24 protein-coding genes and 1 pseudogene are annotated in these 12,860 nt (G+C 69.8%); all 25 read left to right on the top strand.

What is annotated here, in order from left to right:
* The first annotated feature begins 12 nt into the window (after positions 1-12).
* The 25 genes and pseudogenes from DEJ47_RS04920 (at position 13) to DEJ47_RS36295 (ending at position 12,853) form a co-directional block, all read left to right on the top strand.
* Positions 13-306, top strand: coding sequence for a hypothetical protein (locus DEJ47_RS04920; protein ID WP_150165307.1), 294 nt, complete (start codon positions 13-15; stop codon positions 304-306).
* Complete coding sequence (locus tag DEJ47_RS04915; RefSeq protein ID WP_150165305.1) at positions 303-674, top strand: hypothetical protein; 372 nt, start codon at positions 303-305, stop codon at positions 672-674. Before DEJ47_RS04920 ends, DEJ47_RS04915 begins: the two co-directional genes overlap by 4 nt.
* Positions 671-853, top strand: coding sequence for a hypothetical protein (locus DEJ47_RS04910; protein WP_150165303.1), 183 nt, complete (start codon positions 671-673; stop codon positions 851-853). The genes DEJ47_RS04915 and DEJ47_RS04910 overlap by 4 nt, the downstream gene beginning before the upstream one ends.
* 103 nt (positions 854-956) lie before the next feature.
* Positions 957-1,151 (top strand): hypothetical protein, encoded by a 195-nt coding sequence (locus DEJ47_RS04905; protein WP_150165301.1) that lies wholly within the window; start codon positions 957-959, stop codon positions 1,149-1,151.
* Positions 1,148-1,957, top strand: coding sequence for a hypothetical protein (locus tag DEJ47_RS04900; RefSeq protein WP_150165299.1), 810 nt, complete (start codon positions 1,148-1,150; stop codon positions 1,955-1,957). The genes DEJ47_RS04905 and DEJ47_RS04900 overlap by 4 nt, the downstream gene beginning before the upstream one ends.
* On the top strand, positions 1,954-2,193 hold the full coding sequence (locus DEJ47_RS04895) for a WhiB family transcriptional regulator (RefSeq protein WP_150165297.1): 240 nt from the start codon (positions 1,954-1,956) through the stop codon (positions 2,191-2,193). The genes DEJ47_RS04900 and DEJ47_RS04895 overlap by 4 nt, the downstream gene beginning before the upstream one ends.
* Positions 2,193-3,545 (top strand): DNA cytosine methyltransferase, encoded by a 1,353-nt coding sequence (locus DEJ47_RS04890; protein WP_150165295.1) that lies wholly within the window; start codon positions 2,193-2,195, stop codon positions 3,543-3,545. The genes DEJ47_RS04895 and DEJ47_RS04890 overlap by 1 nt, the downstream gene beginning before the upstream one ends.
* An 86-nt stretch (positions 3,546-3,631) precedes the next feature.
* Complete coding sequence (locus tag DEJ47_RS04885) at positions 3,632-4,906, top strand: hypothetical protein (RefSeq protein WP_150165293.1); 1,275 nt, start codon at positions 3,632-3,634, stop codon at positions 4,904-4,906.
* 33 nt (positions 4,907-4,939) lie between these two features.
* On the top strand, positions 4,940-6,109 hold the full coding sequence (locus DEJ47_RS04880) for a hypothetical protein (protein ID WP_150165291.1): 1,170 nt from the start codon (positions 4,940-4,942) through the stop codon (positions 6,107-6,109).
* Positions 6,106-6,855 (top strand): hypothetical protein, encoded by a 750-nt coding sequence (locus tag DEJ47_RS04875; RefSeq protein ID WP_150165289.1) that lies wholly within the window; start codon positions 6,106-6,108, stop codon positions 6,853-6,855. The genes DEJ47_RS04880 and DEJ47_RS04875 overlap by 4 nt, the downstream gene beginning before the upstream one ends.
* Positions 6,852-7,256 (top strand): hypothetical protein, encoded by a 405-nt coding sequence (locus DEJ47_RS04870; RefSeq protein WP_150165287.1) that lies wholly within the window; start codon positions 6,852-6,854, stop codon positions 7,254-7,256. The genes DEJ47_RS04875 and DEJ47_RS04870 overlap by 4 nt, the downstream gene beginning before the upstream one ends.
* Positions 7,253-7,486, top strand: a complete 234-nt coding sequence (locus DEJ47_RS04865) for a helix-turn-helix domain-containing protein (protein WP_150165285.1) — start codon at positions 7,253-7,255, stop codon at positions 7,484-7,486. The genes DEJ47_RS04870 and DEJ47_RS04865 overlap by 4 nt, the downstream gene beginning before the upstream one ends.
* 239 nt (positions 7,487-7,725) lie before the next feature.
* A complete protein-coding gene (locus DEJ47_RS04860; RefSeq protein WP_150165282.1) occupies positions 7,726-7,953 on the top strand; it encodes a hypothetical protein in 228 nt (75 codons plus the stop codon).
* A gap of 29 nt (positions 7,954-7,982) precedes the next feature.
* Positions 7,983-8,135 (top strand): hypothetical protein, encoded by a 153-nt coding sequence (locus DEJ47_RS36305; protein ID WP_190415282.1) that lies wholly within the window; start codon positions 7,983-7,985, stop codon positions 8,133-8,135.
* Positions 8,135-8,581, top strand: coding sequence for a hypothetical protein (locus tag DEJ47_RS04855; protein WP_150165280.1), 447 nt, complete (start codon positions 8,135-8,137; stop codon positions 8,579-8,581). Before DEJ47_RS36305 ends, DEJ47_RS04855 begins: the two co-directional genes overlap by 1 nt.
* A 75-nt stretch (positions 8,582-8,656) precedes the next feature.
* A complete protein-coding gene (locus tag DEJ47_RS04850) occupies positions 8,657-10,033 on the top strand; it encodes a hypothetical protein (RefSeq protein WP_150165278.1) in 1,377 nt (458 codons plus the stop codon).
* The gene (locus DEJ47_RS37330; protein WP_263398886.1) at positions 10,026-10,154 is read left to right on the top strand and encodes a hypothetical protein; all 129 of its coding nucleotides are present in this window, start codon (positions 10,026-10,028) and stop codon (positions 10,152-10,154) included. Before DEJ47_RS04850 ends, DEJ47_RS37330 begins: the two co-directional genes overlap by 8 nt.
* A gap of 19 nt (positions 10,155-10,173) precedes the next feature.
* Positions 10,174-10,554, top strand: a pseudogene (locus DEJ47_RS04845) (hypothetical protein); the annotation flags it as partial.
* A 337-nt stretch (positions 10,555-10,891) separates the two neighbouring features.
* Positions 10,892-11,065, top strand: coding sequence for a hypothetical protein (locus DEJ47_RS36300; protein ID WP_190415280.1), 174 nt, complete (start codon positions 10,892-10,894; stop codon positions 11,063-11,065).
* The gene (locus tag DEJ47_RS04835; protein ID WP_150165276.1) at positions 11,062-11,244 is read left to right on the top strand and encodes a hypothetical protein; all 183 of its coding nucleotides are present in this window, start codon (positions 11,062-11,064) and stop codon (positions 11,242-11,244) included. Before DEJ47_RS36300 ends, DEJ47_RS04835 begins: the two co-directional genes overlap by 4 nt.
* Entirely contained in the window at positions 11,241-11,369 is a 129-nt protein-coding gene (locus DEJ47_RS37325) for a hypothetical protein (protein ID WP_263398885.1), read from the top strand. The genes DEJ47_RS04835 and DEJ47_RS37325 overlap by 4 nt, the downstream gene beginning before the upstream one ends.
* Positions 11,366-11,830 carry a helix-turn-helix domain-containing protein gene (locus DEJ47_RS04830; RefSeq protein WP_190415278.1) on the top strand — a complete coding sequence of 155 codons (465 nt, stop codon included), beginning with the start codon at positions 11,366-11,368 and terminating at the stop codon, positions 11,828-11,830. Before DEJ47_RS37325 ends, DEJ47_RS04830 begins: the two co-directional genes overlap by 4 nt.
* A gap of 109 nt (positions 11,831-11,939) precedes the next feature.
* Positions 11,940-12,314, top strand: a complete 375-nt coding sequence (locus DEJ47_RS04825) for a hypothetical protein (RefSeq protein WP_150165272.1) — start codon at positions 11,940-11,942, stop codon at positions 12,312-12,314.
* A gap of 56 nt (positions 12,315-12,370) precedes the next feature.
* The gene (locus DEJ47_RS04820) at positions 12,371-12,670 is read left to right on the top strand and encodes a hypothetical protein (protein ID WP_150165270.1); all 300 of its coding nucleotides are present in this window, start codon (positions 12,371-12,373) and stop codon (positions 12,668-12,670) included.
* Positions 12,671-12,679: 9 nt separating this feature from the next.
* Positions 12,680-12,853 carry a hypothetical protein gene (locus tag DEJ47_RS36295; RefSeq protein WP_190415276.1) on the top strand — a complete coding sequence of 58 codons (174 nt, stop codon included), beginning with the start codon at positions 12,680-12,682 and terminating at the stop codon, positions 12,851-12,853.
* Positions 12,854-12,860: the final 7 nt, after the last annotated feature.

Below are 12,860 nucleotides of genomic sequence, written 5' to 3'. Positions count from 1 at the left end.
GGAGACCACACGATGCCTCAACTCCTCGTCCAGATCGGCGGCGAGACCCTGCCGCTCCGCTCCTGCCACTGGGTGCTGTTCGGCCCCAACGGCTGCGCTTATGCCTCCGAGTACGGAGACGGCGCCACCGGCCCGGAAGAAGCCCACCGCAACTTCACGCCCCGCCAACGCGACCGCGACCGGGAGACCCGGCAGGGCTACCACGTCGAGCTCCTCAGCAAGAAGCAGTGGCGTAAGCAGGCCGGGCCCTGCTTCTACCGCACCTGCACCCACACGCCCGTGCAGCAGGAAGTGGTGTCTCGATGATCAAGCGCCTCACGGTCGCCGAGCGGCTCGCGTCCACCGAGAAGGACGCGCTCCTCGCCGACATCACGAAGCACTCCGAGTGGGACCGCTTCCTCGTCGAGCAGGCCGTCCTCCACTTCGGGGAAAAGCACCAGACGTTCTCCTGCAACCAGATCCGCGACGTCCTCCCCGACCTCGGTACTGGCTTCCTCGGCGCCGCGATCAACTCACTCCGCACCGCCGGGATCATCGAGCGAACCGGCCAGTACGTGCCCTCCACCAGCGGCCCCACCCACGGACATCCCATCGCCGTCTGGCAACTCACCGCCAAGGGCCGCCGCATCGCCGCACAGCGACGCACCGCCCGCCAGCAGGGGAGGGCCGCGTGATGGAGGTGATCGTCTGCTACTCGCGCTGCTGGAACTGCATGTTCGGCCACTGCTACGACCCGCCGAAGCCACACCCCTGGTGGGGCAGCGAGGACGTCGAGCACGCCGTGGCCACCGGCCAGCCCACGCCCAGAGGTAACTGCGCCTGCCCCTGCGCCAAGCCGGAGGTGGCCGCCTGATGTGTCACCTCGCCCTCGTCGCAGGCCTGTGCGGCCTCGCCGCCAGCACCTTCGGAGCCCTGTACTCGATCACAGCCAATCGCCGGGGCAGGAGGCGGATGTGATGGCCGACGCCCTCGCCGTGATCCACACCTACACCACCGTCCTCACCTGGGCCGAACGCAGCTGGTACGTGGCCCTCGGCTTGTCCGCCCTCGTCGGCCTCGGCTACCTGGCGTGCAACCGCATCGGCGCCAGCTTCACCCGCGCACACCAGACCATCACCGACATCCAGACCCGGCAGGAGGAACAGCCGTGACCACCGCCGACCACACCCCGAGCCGAGCCTGCTACCTCCGCGGCTGTGACTCGAAAGGATGCAGGCAGGCCAACTACCGCTACATGAGCCGCTACCGCCTCGACCGAGAACGCAACGGCCGCCGACGCGTCGACGCCTCACCCGCCGCCGCACACGTCCGCAAGCTCGTCGACGCCGGCTGGTCCCGCCATCAGATCGCAACCGTCGCCGACTGTGCCGAACGCACCATCGTCTCCCTCTGCAACGGCCACTACCCGACCATCCGCGCCGACATCGCCGCCCGCATCATCACCGCACAACCACACGTATCCACCGTCGACGCCAAGTCCTACGTCGACGCCACCGGGACGATCCGACGAGTCCGCGCCCTCATGTACATCGGGCACCCGCTCAACGCCATCGCAGCCACAGCACGCGTCCACAGGGCGCCCCTCGGGAAGCTCATCAGCCACGAGCACCACCACGTCACCGCCGGCTACGCCCGCCGCATCGCCGCCGCGTACACGGCTATGACCAAGCTGCCCGGCAACAGCGTCCGAGCACGCAACCGGGCTCAGTCCAGCGGCTGGCACGGCCCCCTCGCCTGGGACGACATCGACGACCCGGCCAGCAAGCCCGAGACCGGGTGGCACAGCGAAGCCAAGGCCAGCACCAGGACCAGGACCAAGGTCTACGCCGATCCACAGCGCGTCGCCGCACTCACCGCGCAAGGCCAATCCGCCGCCGACATCGCCCTCCAACTCGGCTGCCACCAGCGGATCGTCGTCCGCGCCCGCGGCCGTGCTCGAGAGCAGGTGGCGGCATGAGCTTCGACTGGATGGCCGACGCCTTGTGCGCGCAGGTCGGGCCGGACCTGTTCTTCCCCAACAGTGCCGCCGGCTACCGGCAGGCCAAGCAGATCTGCGACCGCTGCCCCGTCCGCGAGGACTGTACCGAAGCCGCCGCCGCATACGAGGGCACCAGCCACCGCCACCTCCGCCACGGCACCTGGGGCGGACTCACACCCACCACCCGCACACGACAAAACCGGGAGGCCTCCTGATGTCGCTCACCTTCACAGACATCTTCTGCGGCGCCGGCGGCTCAAGCACCGGGCTGGTCGCCGCGGGCTTCGAACTGAAACTCGCCGCTAACCACTGGTCGCAGGCCATCGAAACCCACGCCGCGAACCACCGCGACGCCGACCACCTGTGCGCCGACGTCAACAACTACGACATGCGGCGCCTGCCCAAAACCGACATCCTCTGGGCATCCCCGATCTGCACCGAGATGAGCCCCGCCGGAGGACGCCGCCGCACCCGCGGCCAGATGGCCCTCGAAATCGACGAACTCGGCTCCGTGCCCGACGCCGCCTGGGAACGCACCCGCGCCACCGCCTACGACGTCATCCGCGCCACCGAAGTCCACCGCTACCAGGCCATCCTCTGCGAGAACGTCGTCGAGTTCGCCGTCGACTGGGAACTCTTCGACTGGTGGCGCAAGGGCATGGAAATGCTCGGCTACCGCTCGCAGGTCGTGTCCGCCTCATCCGCGCACATCGGTGGCCACGACAATGCTCCAGCGCCGCAATGGCGGGACCGCATCTACATTGTCTTCACCCAGCAGAGCATCCCGCTGCCGGACCTGAAGCCCACCCCGCCCGCCTGGTGCACCGCCTGCGAGCAGGACGTCGACGCCGTACAGACGTGGCGCAACGGCCGCCGCATCGGCAAGTACAAGCAGCAGTACGACTACCGCTGCCCCCACCGCGCCTGCGGCCACGCCATCGTCGAGCCTTACATTCGCCCGGCCGCCAGCATCATCGACTGGACCAACCTCGGCGTCCGCATCAGCGACCGCGCCCAGCACGGACTCCGGCCTCTCGTCGCCAACACCCGCAATAGGATCCAGGCCGGCCTCGACCGGCTCGGCGGCGACAAGCCACTGGTCCTCACCGTCAACCACGGCGGGCATGACGGCCGCGGCGTCCGCGCCGATGAATGGCCCCTCGCCTCCCGCACCGTAAAGATCGGCGACGCCGTCCTCACCCCTCCCGCCGCCCGCGACGCGTTCGTCGTCGAATACCGGCGCAACGGGGGAGCCGAGCCCGCCCACATCGCGCCACTCGCCACCGTCACCGCCAAGGGCAACCACCACGGGCTCGTCATCCCCTACCGCGACATCACCGACCTCACGGCCGTGATCCCCGCGCCGGAGATCGAAGACTGCCACTACCGGATGATCCAGCCCCGCGAACAGCTATACGCCCAGCGATTCCCCACCGACTACATCGTCACCGGCGGCAGAGCCGCCCAGACCATGCAGGCCGGAAACGCCGTCAGCTGCAACGTCGCCCAATGGGTCGGCACTCGCGTCGCCGACGCGCTCAACCGCACCACGGCAGCCGCCGCGTGACCGCGGCCCGCCCCCGCGCCGGACCCTGACCCGCGCGCCACCACCCCGCCGACCCATCCGCACCGCCTGATCGAAAGGAGCCGGACGTGAACTACAGCGACGACGACCTCGAGCCAGAGACGGACGAAGAGCTCTACCGCAACCCCGTCTGCTACGAGCCTGCGGGCCGCAATCTCGACCTGGACCGCCCGGACCTCGGCATCCCGGAGATCCCGGGGTTGCGCGAGAAGCTGCTGAAGATGCGCGGCCGCGTGCCTGTCGAGAAGCGCGGACTGATCTGCCCCGATTGCCGGGACCTGCGCCGCCGGCGCGCACCGATGTACTTGGTCCAGCGGGACGGAGTCTGGCTTCCGTCGCACTACCGCAGGCCGGGCGAGAAGCCGATCAGCCACGAATCCGACGAGCACATGGCCCGCAAGGAGCGCGTCGCCAAGGACTCCGAGGACCACGGCTTTCACGCAGAGGCAGAGTCGTCTACCCCGGACGGCCGTGCGCGCCTCGACGTCCGCATCACCGGCGACAACGGAATCGTCCTCGGCTACGAGCCGCAGCTCAGCGAGCAGACCGCTCGTTCCATGCGTCTGCGCGAAGGATTCCGCCGCCGCTCCAACGTCCGCTCCGTATGGGACTTCGTGGACCCCGGCCACGCTGGGGTCGGGACAGTGCCCTACGTCCGTACCCCCGGACTGCCCGCCTCCGTAATCCGGGTGCAGAAGAACCCGATCGAAGTCCGAGACGGCAACTACGTCGTCGAGGAGGGGCACTGTACCCCGGGCGGGTCCATCAACCGCTGCCCCAACAAGCCGTTCGACCCCAACAACCCCATTGCTGAAGCCTATTGCGGTGACTGGCACCGCATCCTCGTGCCCGAGCACCAGTCGAGCGCCGCGTCCGATACGGGGAAGGCGGCACTGACGCTGACCCGCTTCATCGTTGAGGCCGCCGGGGGAGCCCGCATTCCCTTCCAGCGCGAGGGAAGGTGGGGCTGGCTCCCTGCTGACCATTGGCACCGCTACACGGAGGCCAACGGGCCCGAGGAGAAGCCGGCCGACCGGGAGCGCACCGTGGTCCGTGACGGCGACAGGCGGTCGCTGTGCACGGAGGACCGGCCCGCCTCGGACTTCCGCTCCGAGCCCAAAGAGCTGCATACGAGCCGCACCGTCGTCCTTGAGACCCGCAGCGCGGTGCAGCCGGAGGCCTCTAGGAACATCGCCAAACCCCAGCCGCCCCTGCTCCGCCGCGTCACGCCAGGCCTGTGCGAATCCGGCACTACAGCGTGCGGCGCACCGGCCCGCCTCTACCCCTGCGGCTGGCGGTGCGACCCGCACAGCCCCGCCGCCATGGCGCGCCGCACCGACTGATCTCCCATTCGTTTCGTTCGAAAGAAGACCCTGATGGCACGTGGCCACGGCAGGATCCTCACCAGCATCTGGGAGGACGCCGACTTCCTGGCGCTCGACGAGAAGGAGCAGCGCCTCTACCTGTTCCTGATCTCGCAGCCCAACCTCAACCACGCCGGGCTGCTGCCTCTCACCCTTCGGCGCTGGTCCCGCAAGGCGCACGGGTTGACCTCTGCCGAACTGGAGAAGAGGCTCCAGGCGCTCGAGGCTGCCCACTTCATCGTCATGGACGACGACACGGAGGAAGTCCTCATCCGTTCGTTCGTGCGCAACGACGGTGTCTGGCGGATGCCGAAGGTCATGGGCGCGATGATTTCCGGCGCCCTGGAGATCTCCTCCCGGCGGCTGCAGGCCGCGCTGCTGGCAGAGACTGACCGTATCCCGCTCGACGAGCTCAGCGACGAGCCGACCAGGATGAAGGGGCAGAGCGGGCCGTCGATCCGGCAGCAGGTCGCCTCGCACATCGAGACCCTCCGCAAGGCCTTCCGCACCCCCGAACCAGACCCCACGGGAGGGGGTTCGCGAACCCCCTCCGCACCCCCTTCGGCAACCCCCTCCGATACCCCTGGCGAACCCCCTCAGGAAATCCCCTTTGGGGTGAATCGCGAAGATGCCCGAACCCCCTCCGATACCCCTCCCGAGGGGGTTGCCGAAGGGGTTCCTCAGGGGGGTCCGAAACCCTCTACGCGCGGGCGCGCGGGCGCATCACGCGCGCATTCCCCTGCCCCTGCCCCTGCCCCTGCCCCTGCCCCTGCCCCTAACCCCCTTGTGGTTGAGGTAGGAGTCAAGACCTCAGGTAGTAGCGAGGCGAGCACCACGCCGCCTGACGGCGACGCCCCCATCGACCTCGACGGGTTCGCACTCAACGACGGCATGCGCCGCTGGGCCCACCGCGACGGTTACGCCGACCGCGTCGACATCGACTACGAGACCGCCCAGTTCGTCAGCCACTTCCGCGGCAATGGCCAGCGACGCAGCAACTGGCACGAGGAGTGGCAGAAGTGGATCCGCCGCGCCCACAAGTGGGCCGTCGAGAACCAGCAGCACCGCGCCAGCAACGTCGTTCAACTGCCCTCCGGCCAAACCCTCACCGGCACCGACGCCAAGGTCGCCGGCTGGGCTGCCATCGCCGACCAACTTCGCGATCAAGGAGACTCCGCATGAACCCGACCGAGGCGGCTGAGCTTCTCGGCCACGCCGCCGCCTTCGACAACCGCAACCCCTCCGCCGCCGCCGCTGTCGCCTGGGCCGCCGCCCTCGACGACGTGCCTCTCGACGCGGACGCCAAAGCCGCGGTAGCGCTCTACTACCGCACACCGCCGCAGGACCCGAAAGACCGCCTGTGGATTCTGCCGCACCACATCAAGGCCCTCCGCAGCAAGATCCGCAGCGAGCGACTGGAGAACTTCCAGTACGAGCCGCTGCCGGACGAGACGGTCCCGGAGTACTTGGTTCGCTACAAGGGCCAGGTGCAGGCCATCGCCTCTGGTCGCGTCGCTGCACCGTCGGGCCGTCTGGAGCTCGAGGGCGGGGCCGACCGGTTCATGCACGAGCTCGAATCCCGCGGGCTGAGCTTCGGAGGCGAGGCCGCCGATGCGGAGACCGCCGAGGCTGATCTTGTCGACTCGGTTCGCCGCTCCGGTCCTCTCGGCGTCGAGTGCCCCGCCTGCCTGGCGGCGATAGGCCGTCCCTGCAAGTCGCCGGGCGGCTCGGAGAAGCAGCCGATGGGAAAGCCGCGCGCCACCCCGCACAGCGCCCGACTGCGGGCCAGCAAGGGAGAGTCCGAGCTCGCGGCGGAGGAACGGCTCGCCCGCGAGAACGCGATCAAGGCGCGGTCCGCGCAGCACCTGGCCCGCGAAGCCGAGGACATCCCCGACGCCGTGATCGTCGACGAGGGGGCCGCGTCGTGAGCACCGACTGGCAGCCCACTCCCGCAGACATCGACGCTACCCGCCAGGCCCGCAAGTCCGGTGACTTCAAAGCCGCACTGCGCCAGCAGATAGCCGACGGCCGTAACCGGCTCCAGCCCGGCGGCTCCAGCTGGCCGGTCAGCGGCAAGCGTAAGGACCTGTACGGGATCAGCTGCCCACGCTGCACCGCCGGCCCTGACCAGAAATGCCACCTCCGCACCCGCGACAAAGCCCTGCCCAAACCGCACCAGCAGCGCATCGCCGCCTGGGCCCAACTGGTCGCCTGCTGCCCCGAATGCGATGTCGCCCCGGGGACTCCCTGCCGCCTCGACGGGTTCGCCCTGCCCGCCGACACCGTCCACGCCCGCCGCTACCAGGAAGCCGAGGAAGTCGCCGCATGAGTGCCTGGCATGCCGTCCGTCCGTGCTGGACGGAGGCCGACGAGTTCGACGTCGAGATCATCGTCCGTGAGAAGCGGGCCGCTGAGGGACTCACTCGGCTCGAGCGGGTCCTCGTCGCACGCGGCCTGACCGAACGCCAGGTTCCCGGTGACGAGATCGCCCGCATCGTCGGGGTCTCACCGCGCACCGTCTGGCGATGGCGGTCCGAAGGCTTCCGGCAGGCCGCCTGATCCCGCACGTTGAACCGCGCCCCGTCGCCCCTGTGGCGCCTCGCAGCCGCTCGTTGCCCCTCGGGGTGTCCCGGCCGCTCCCAGGCCCGCAGACGGCCGTACAGCAGATCCGGGTCAACTCCGTCCGGTTACTGGCCGGTTAAGTCCCTGACGGCCTCGACCCCCCGCCCTCGACGCTCACCCGCACGCTCCCGCCAAAGGCCGCCCACGGCCGCATAGCCCGCCGATTTGAGGCATGAATGCCCGACACCCAAGACCCCTGGCAGCCAACCCGACCCATTCCCGCCCACCGACGGAAGGGCGCCGGCGCCCTCAACCCCGCTCAACTCGCCCTCGCCGACGACCTCCACACCCGAGCCCTCGCCCTGCGCGCAGCCTCCGACGGCGACCTGTCGATACGCGAAGCCGTCCATCTCGCCGCCGTCCAACTCGGCCTCGAAGCACCCACACCCGAAGACACCCCGTGATCCCCGACCCGACCCGAAGGAGCAGCACCGTGGCCACAGCCGAGTCCGATTCGTCCGCCCGCCCGGAGTCGAACAGGTCAGCCCGCCATGTCGTCGAGCATGCACTGGTCGACTACGGCTACAGGCCCGAAGTCGCCCGCGAGCTCGTCGACCAGCTCATCGCCGAGGGGCGTGAAACCTGATGCCGATCCACCTCAAACCCCCTGCGCACAACCCGAAAGGCCCTGACGGGCAGGGTTGGAACCGCATCTCGCTCGGCAGCCTGGCCGGCGACCAGTGCGCGCTGCGCCCCCGCGACTACAGCCACCTGCTCGAGTCCCAGAACACCATGCGCGCCCACTACGGCGGCTACGGGCCGTGCACCTCAAACGGCGACTGCACGAACTGCCCCCTCTTCCAGGCGGCCCCGCGCCGCCTGCAGGCCTTCGATGACCGGGTGCTGGTGCGGGTCAACGAGCGAGACGGCGAGCCGTACCTGATGAACCGGGAGGAGGACGGCTGGGGCTCGCTGGCATGGCGCTGGACGTGGCAGGACCTGGCGCGACTCGACGGCTGGACTGTCGGCCGGCGGTACTCAGACGAGCACTCCGACGGGTTCTGGCTCGAACGCGCCACCCCCGCCCCGTGACCGCGTGTGTGCAGCGCCCGGCCGCTATCCGGGCGCTGCACCCTCCGACCCTCCCAGACCCGACCGGAGTTGACCATGAGTGAGATCGACTACGAAGCGCACTACGAGCCCCTCCCGCCCGCTGATCGGTACCAGTTGGCGTGGCGGAACGCCCGAGCGCGGGCCCTGTTCCTGTCCGGCGAGCTGACCCGCCGCGCCCCGCTCCTCGGCGAGTACGCGGCCGAGAACACGAAGCTGCACCAGTGGCATGACGAAGATCGCGCCGCGCTCACGGAGATGCGGGCCACGATCGAGCGGCTACGCAAGGAGCGTGACGGGTTCCGGGATCAGCGGAACGCCGTGTTCGCGGACAACGAGCAGCTGCTGGCCCGGATCGAGGAAGCCACCGAGGCGCGACTGTGGGCGGAGAACGAGGCCCGCGCAGCATCCCACCACCCCACCGTCCCGCCAGTGCCCGCTGACACCGACCTCCGCGACCACTGCCTGGACAACCCGCGTCTGACGGCGCGGATCGGCTATCCCGTGCGATGCCCTCACTGCCCGTCTGACGCTGCTCCGGTGCCACCGACGCACTGGACCAAGCACGTGCAGCGGCACCACCCGGAGGCGCCAGCCACGGTGCCCGCCGACGCCGACCTCCGCGCCCAGGTGACACGGGCGCTGGACGCTGCGTTCGCGTCCTTCGACCCCGAGCGCACCGAGGACGCCGAGCTGTCCGGCCACCTCGCCGAGGCTGTCCTGCCCGTCCTGCTCGCCCGCCGCCCATTCGACGCGCAGGCCGGACTGCAACGCCTCGCCGACGACCAGCAGCGCGGGGAGGAGCTGGAATCCGGATGCGCACACTGCGGTGGCGACCACGCCTGGGACGACTGCGAGACGTACACGGCGGTGGTCCGCGACGACAAGGTCGCCAACCGGGACGCCGAGGTCGCCGCGACTGCTGACCAGGTGGAGCGAGCCTTCGCTGCTGAGCTGAACGATGAGCGCGCTCTGAGCCTTCACGACGCGCTGGTCGTTCTCCGCGCGAAGCTGCCGTGCACGTGCGCTCGATCACAGGGACTGCACGCAAAGGGATGCCGACGGTACGTGGCGGGACACGAACTCCTCAGCCCTGTACGGCGGCTGGCCCGTGCCCGCGAAGAGATCCGCCGCATGGCCGACGAGGCGCAGCAGGCGATGCCGTTCACCCCCACCGATGCTGGCCCGCCCTGCATACCCGATCACAGCGTCGCCGTGCACTGCCCCGGATGCGCTGCCGACGAGGCGCAGCAGGCGGGGTCCGGTCGGATCGTCGCCCGTCGAAGTCCCGCCACCGGCAGCGTCTACTGCACCACCCACGCCACCCCCGAGATGACCCCGCTCACCTCCAACGACCTGCCCGACGGCGCGCAATGCCAGATCTGCGGCATCGACGTGCTCATCGAGCAGGCGGGGGAGTCCGGCCGTGGCTGACTTCACGACGGAGACCGTGACCCGCACGATCCGCCGCTGGATCATCCCCGCCGCCGAGCCGTGGGGTGCTGCGGCTGAGGAGATCGTCATCGAATTCCAGACCGAAGCCCACGCCAACTAGCCCACCGCCAGGAGGAACTATGTCGTACCCGCAACTGCTCACCCCCGAAGAGAAGCTCGCCGACGCGAAGGCCCGCCTCGACATCCCGAAGATCGTCGTGATCTGCGGCTCCACCCGGTTCATGCCGGAGATGGTCGAGGCGGATGTGCAGGAGACCGCCGCCGGGAAGATCGTCGTCAAGCCGGGCTGCAACATGAAGGCCGACCACCCGCTGTGGGCAGACCCTGCCGAAGCCGAGGCGCTGAAGGCCCGCCTCGACGAACTCCACCGGGCGAAGATCCGGCTCGCCGACGAGGTGCTCGTCGTTGGGGGCTACGTGGGGTCGTCGACCCGAGCGGAGATCGCCTACGCGCGGGAGCTCGGGAAGCCCGTCCGGTTCACCCACCCCGCGGTCGATCCCGACCTCACCTCGCTGTCGAGCTGCAGTGGCTGCGGCGGCACCGTCGGGTGGATCGACTGCCCGACGGGCGGTTGGTGGGCGCACGAGCAGCACCCGGGCGATGGCCACGACGCCCAGCCGGGGCCTTCGGGCTGCCACGCAGCGCTCATGCCCCTCGACTCGCGGCCGGTCGAGAGCTGCGTCGTCCATGGCGGGCACCGCCGTCACCGCTCACGGAGCGGTGAGGCGTGGACTGATGCCGACTCCGGCCTGAACGACGAGCCCGCCGCCTGACCACCCACCCCCGGGGGCGGCGGTCCGGCCGCCGCCCCACCCCGAACCGCAAGGAGCACGCACCGTGAGTAGCTACATGCCGCCCGTCGGCGGATCCAAGCACGAGTACTTCCCGTTGGACGACGAGTGCGTCTACGCCGACGGCGACAGCTTCCCCGAGCACGACTTCCCGCCGGTCGGCGAGGGCGACGAATGCCGTCGCTGCGGCGCCGAAGCAGACCCCGAGGACCCGTCGTGACCGCCCGGCAGCCGGTGCGGTGGATGCCCGACGAGCGGTCCCGTCAGATCCTCGCCGCGTTCGCCGCGAGCAAGGAATCCACCCCGTCCGTGCTGCGCCGCGCCCTCGAACTCCTCGCCCAAGCCGACGGCATCGTCGACCACCGCGGCAAGGTCAAAACCAGCGGGAGGCAGACGTGACCGTCACCTGGTCCGAACCGTGCGACCTGTCCGACACCGACCTGATCACCGAAACCGACCCGGACGAGCGGCCCGCCGAACAGTGGGCGGACATCGAGGACGTGGACACGGGGGAGTGGCTGTGAAGCCGACCCTGACCGCACGCGAGCTCAAGGTGCTCGAGCTGATCGCTACCGGGTTTACCTACGCGGAGATCGCCGAGCAGCTGTCCATCGGCGTCGACGGCGCAAAAGGGGCGGCGAGCCGCATGATGATGCGCCTCGGCGCCCTGAACGCCCCGCACGCCGTCTACCTCGCCACCCAAGCCGGAATCCTTAAGCGGCGCCGCGGCAGGCCGTCAGGGCCCCCACGGCAGCCCCTCACGGCCCGGCAAGCTCAAGTCCTCACCACCGCGGCAGACGGGGCCAGCCTCACCGTCGTCGCCCGGCGGCTCAACAGCACCCGCGAACAGGTCGCCGCCCGACTCGCCGAGGCGTACCTCCGCCTCGGCGTCACCCACCTACCCCGCGGCCAACGCCGCACCGCAGCCGTCACCGTGGCCCGCAAGCGCGGGCTCATCCCCAACCCCGCCAAGGAAACCGCATGAACACCGCCCTGACCGCCCTCATCTGGCTGGCCTGCGCCTGGTTGATCGCAATCTTCGTCGCAACAGCCGTGGCCATCCACCGGATCCGCCGAGACCGCAAGGAGCAGCCGTGACCGATCGCCCGGCCCCCGCCGACCGCAGCCGCCTCCTGGCCTGGGCCCGCGACCTCTACATCGCCGCCGACCCCGACCTGGCCGCCCGCCACCAACACGCCCTCGGCCAGCTCGAAGACGCAGACCCGGAGGTGAGCCGCGCCGCCGTTGATGAACTGTCCGCCATCCTGCACGACGCCATCGACGCGGTAGGAGGACAGCCGCAGCACCGGGGATGGGCCAACGATCGCCGAAGCCGCCGCGGACGACCGGGCGCACTGGAACGACAAATACGCGGGAGGCAGCCGATGAGCAGCAGTCTCAGCTGCCGGCCCACACTCGAACAGCCCACGAATATCCGGCCCCTGCGGCTCCGCGCCACCCACGCCTGAACCGCGGCATACGCCCCATCAAGCAGGGCAGCCTCACCACCCCGTAAAGGAGACACATGCCCCCAACCCCAGACCCGATCACCGACCTCGTCGAACTCCTGCACCAGGCCGGACTCGGCAACACCACGGTCGAACGCAACGCGCACGGCCACATCCTCATCCGCCTCACGCCCGACGACACCACCACTCTCGTCCGGCTGCTGAAACTCGACAACGATTGGGATCTCGCCCTAAGCGGCCTGCGGACGCTCGGCGTGCGGTTCATCTCCTGCTGCATTACCCCCGAGACCAGCGCGATCACCCTGACCGACAGCAACACCAGGCACCTCGCCACCCGCATCCGATACGCCCTCTAGGAGGCGATCATGTACGACGATGAGATTCTGCCCGGCACCCCCCTCTTCGACGACGAAGAAGACGACGGCCTCGGGCGCCGCATGGCCGGACCCTCACCCGACACCGCCCGCCTCATCGGCCAGCACCTCGTCGACCGGCAGGCGGAAGGCCGCGCCCCGTACTGGCCCGACTGGGACGAGTAGCCGCAGC

Source organism: Streptomyces venezuelae (assembly GCF_008642355.1).
GTDB classification, from domain to species: Bacteria; Actinomycetota; Actinomycetes; order Streptomycetales; family Streptomycetaceae; genus Streptomyces; species Streptomyces venezuelae_B.
This window is presented reverse-complemented; position numbering and strand designations above follow the sequence as displayed.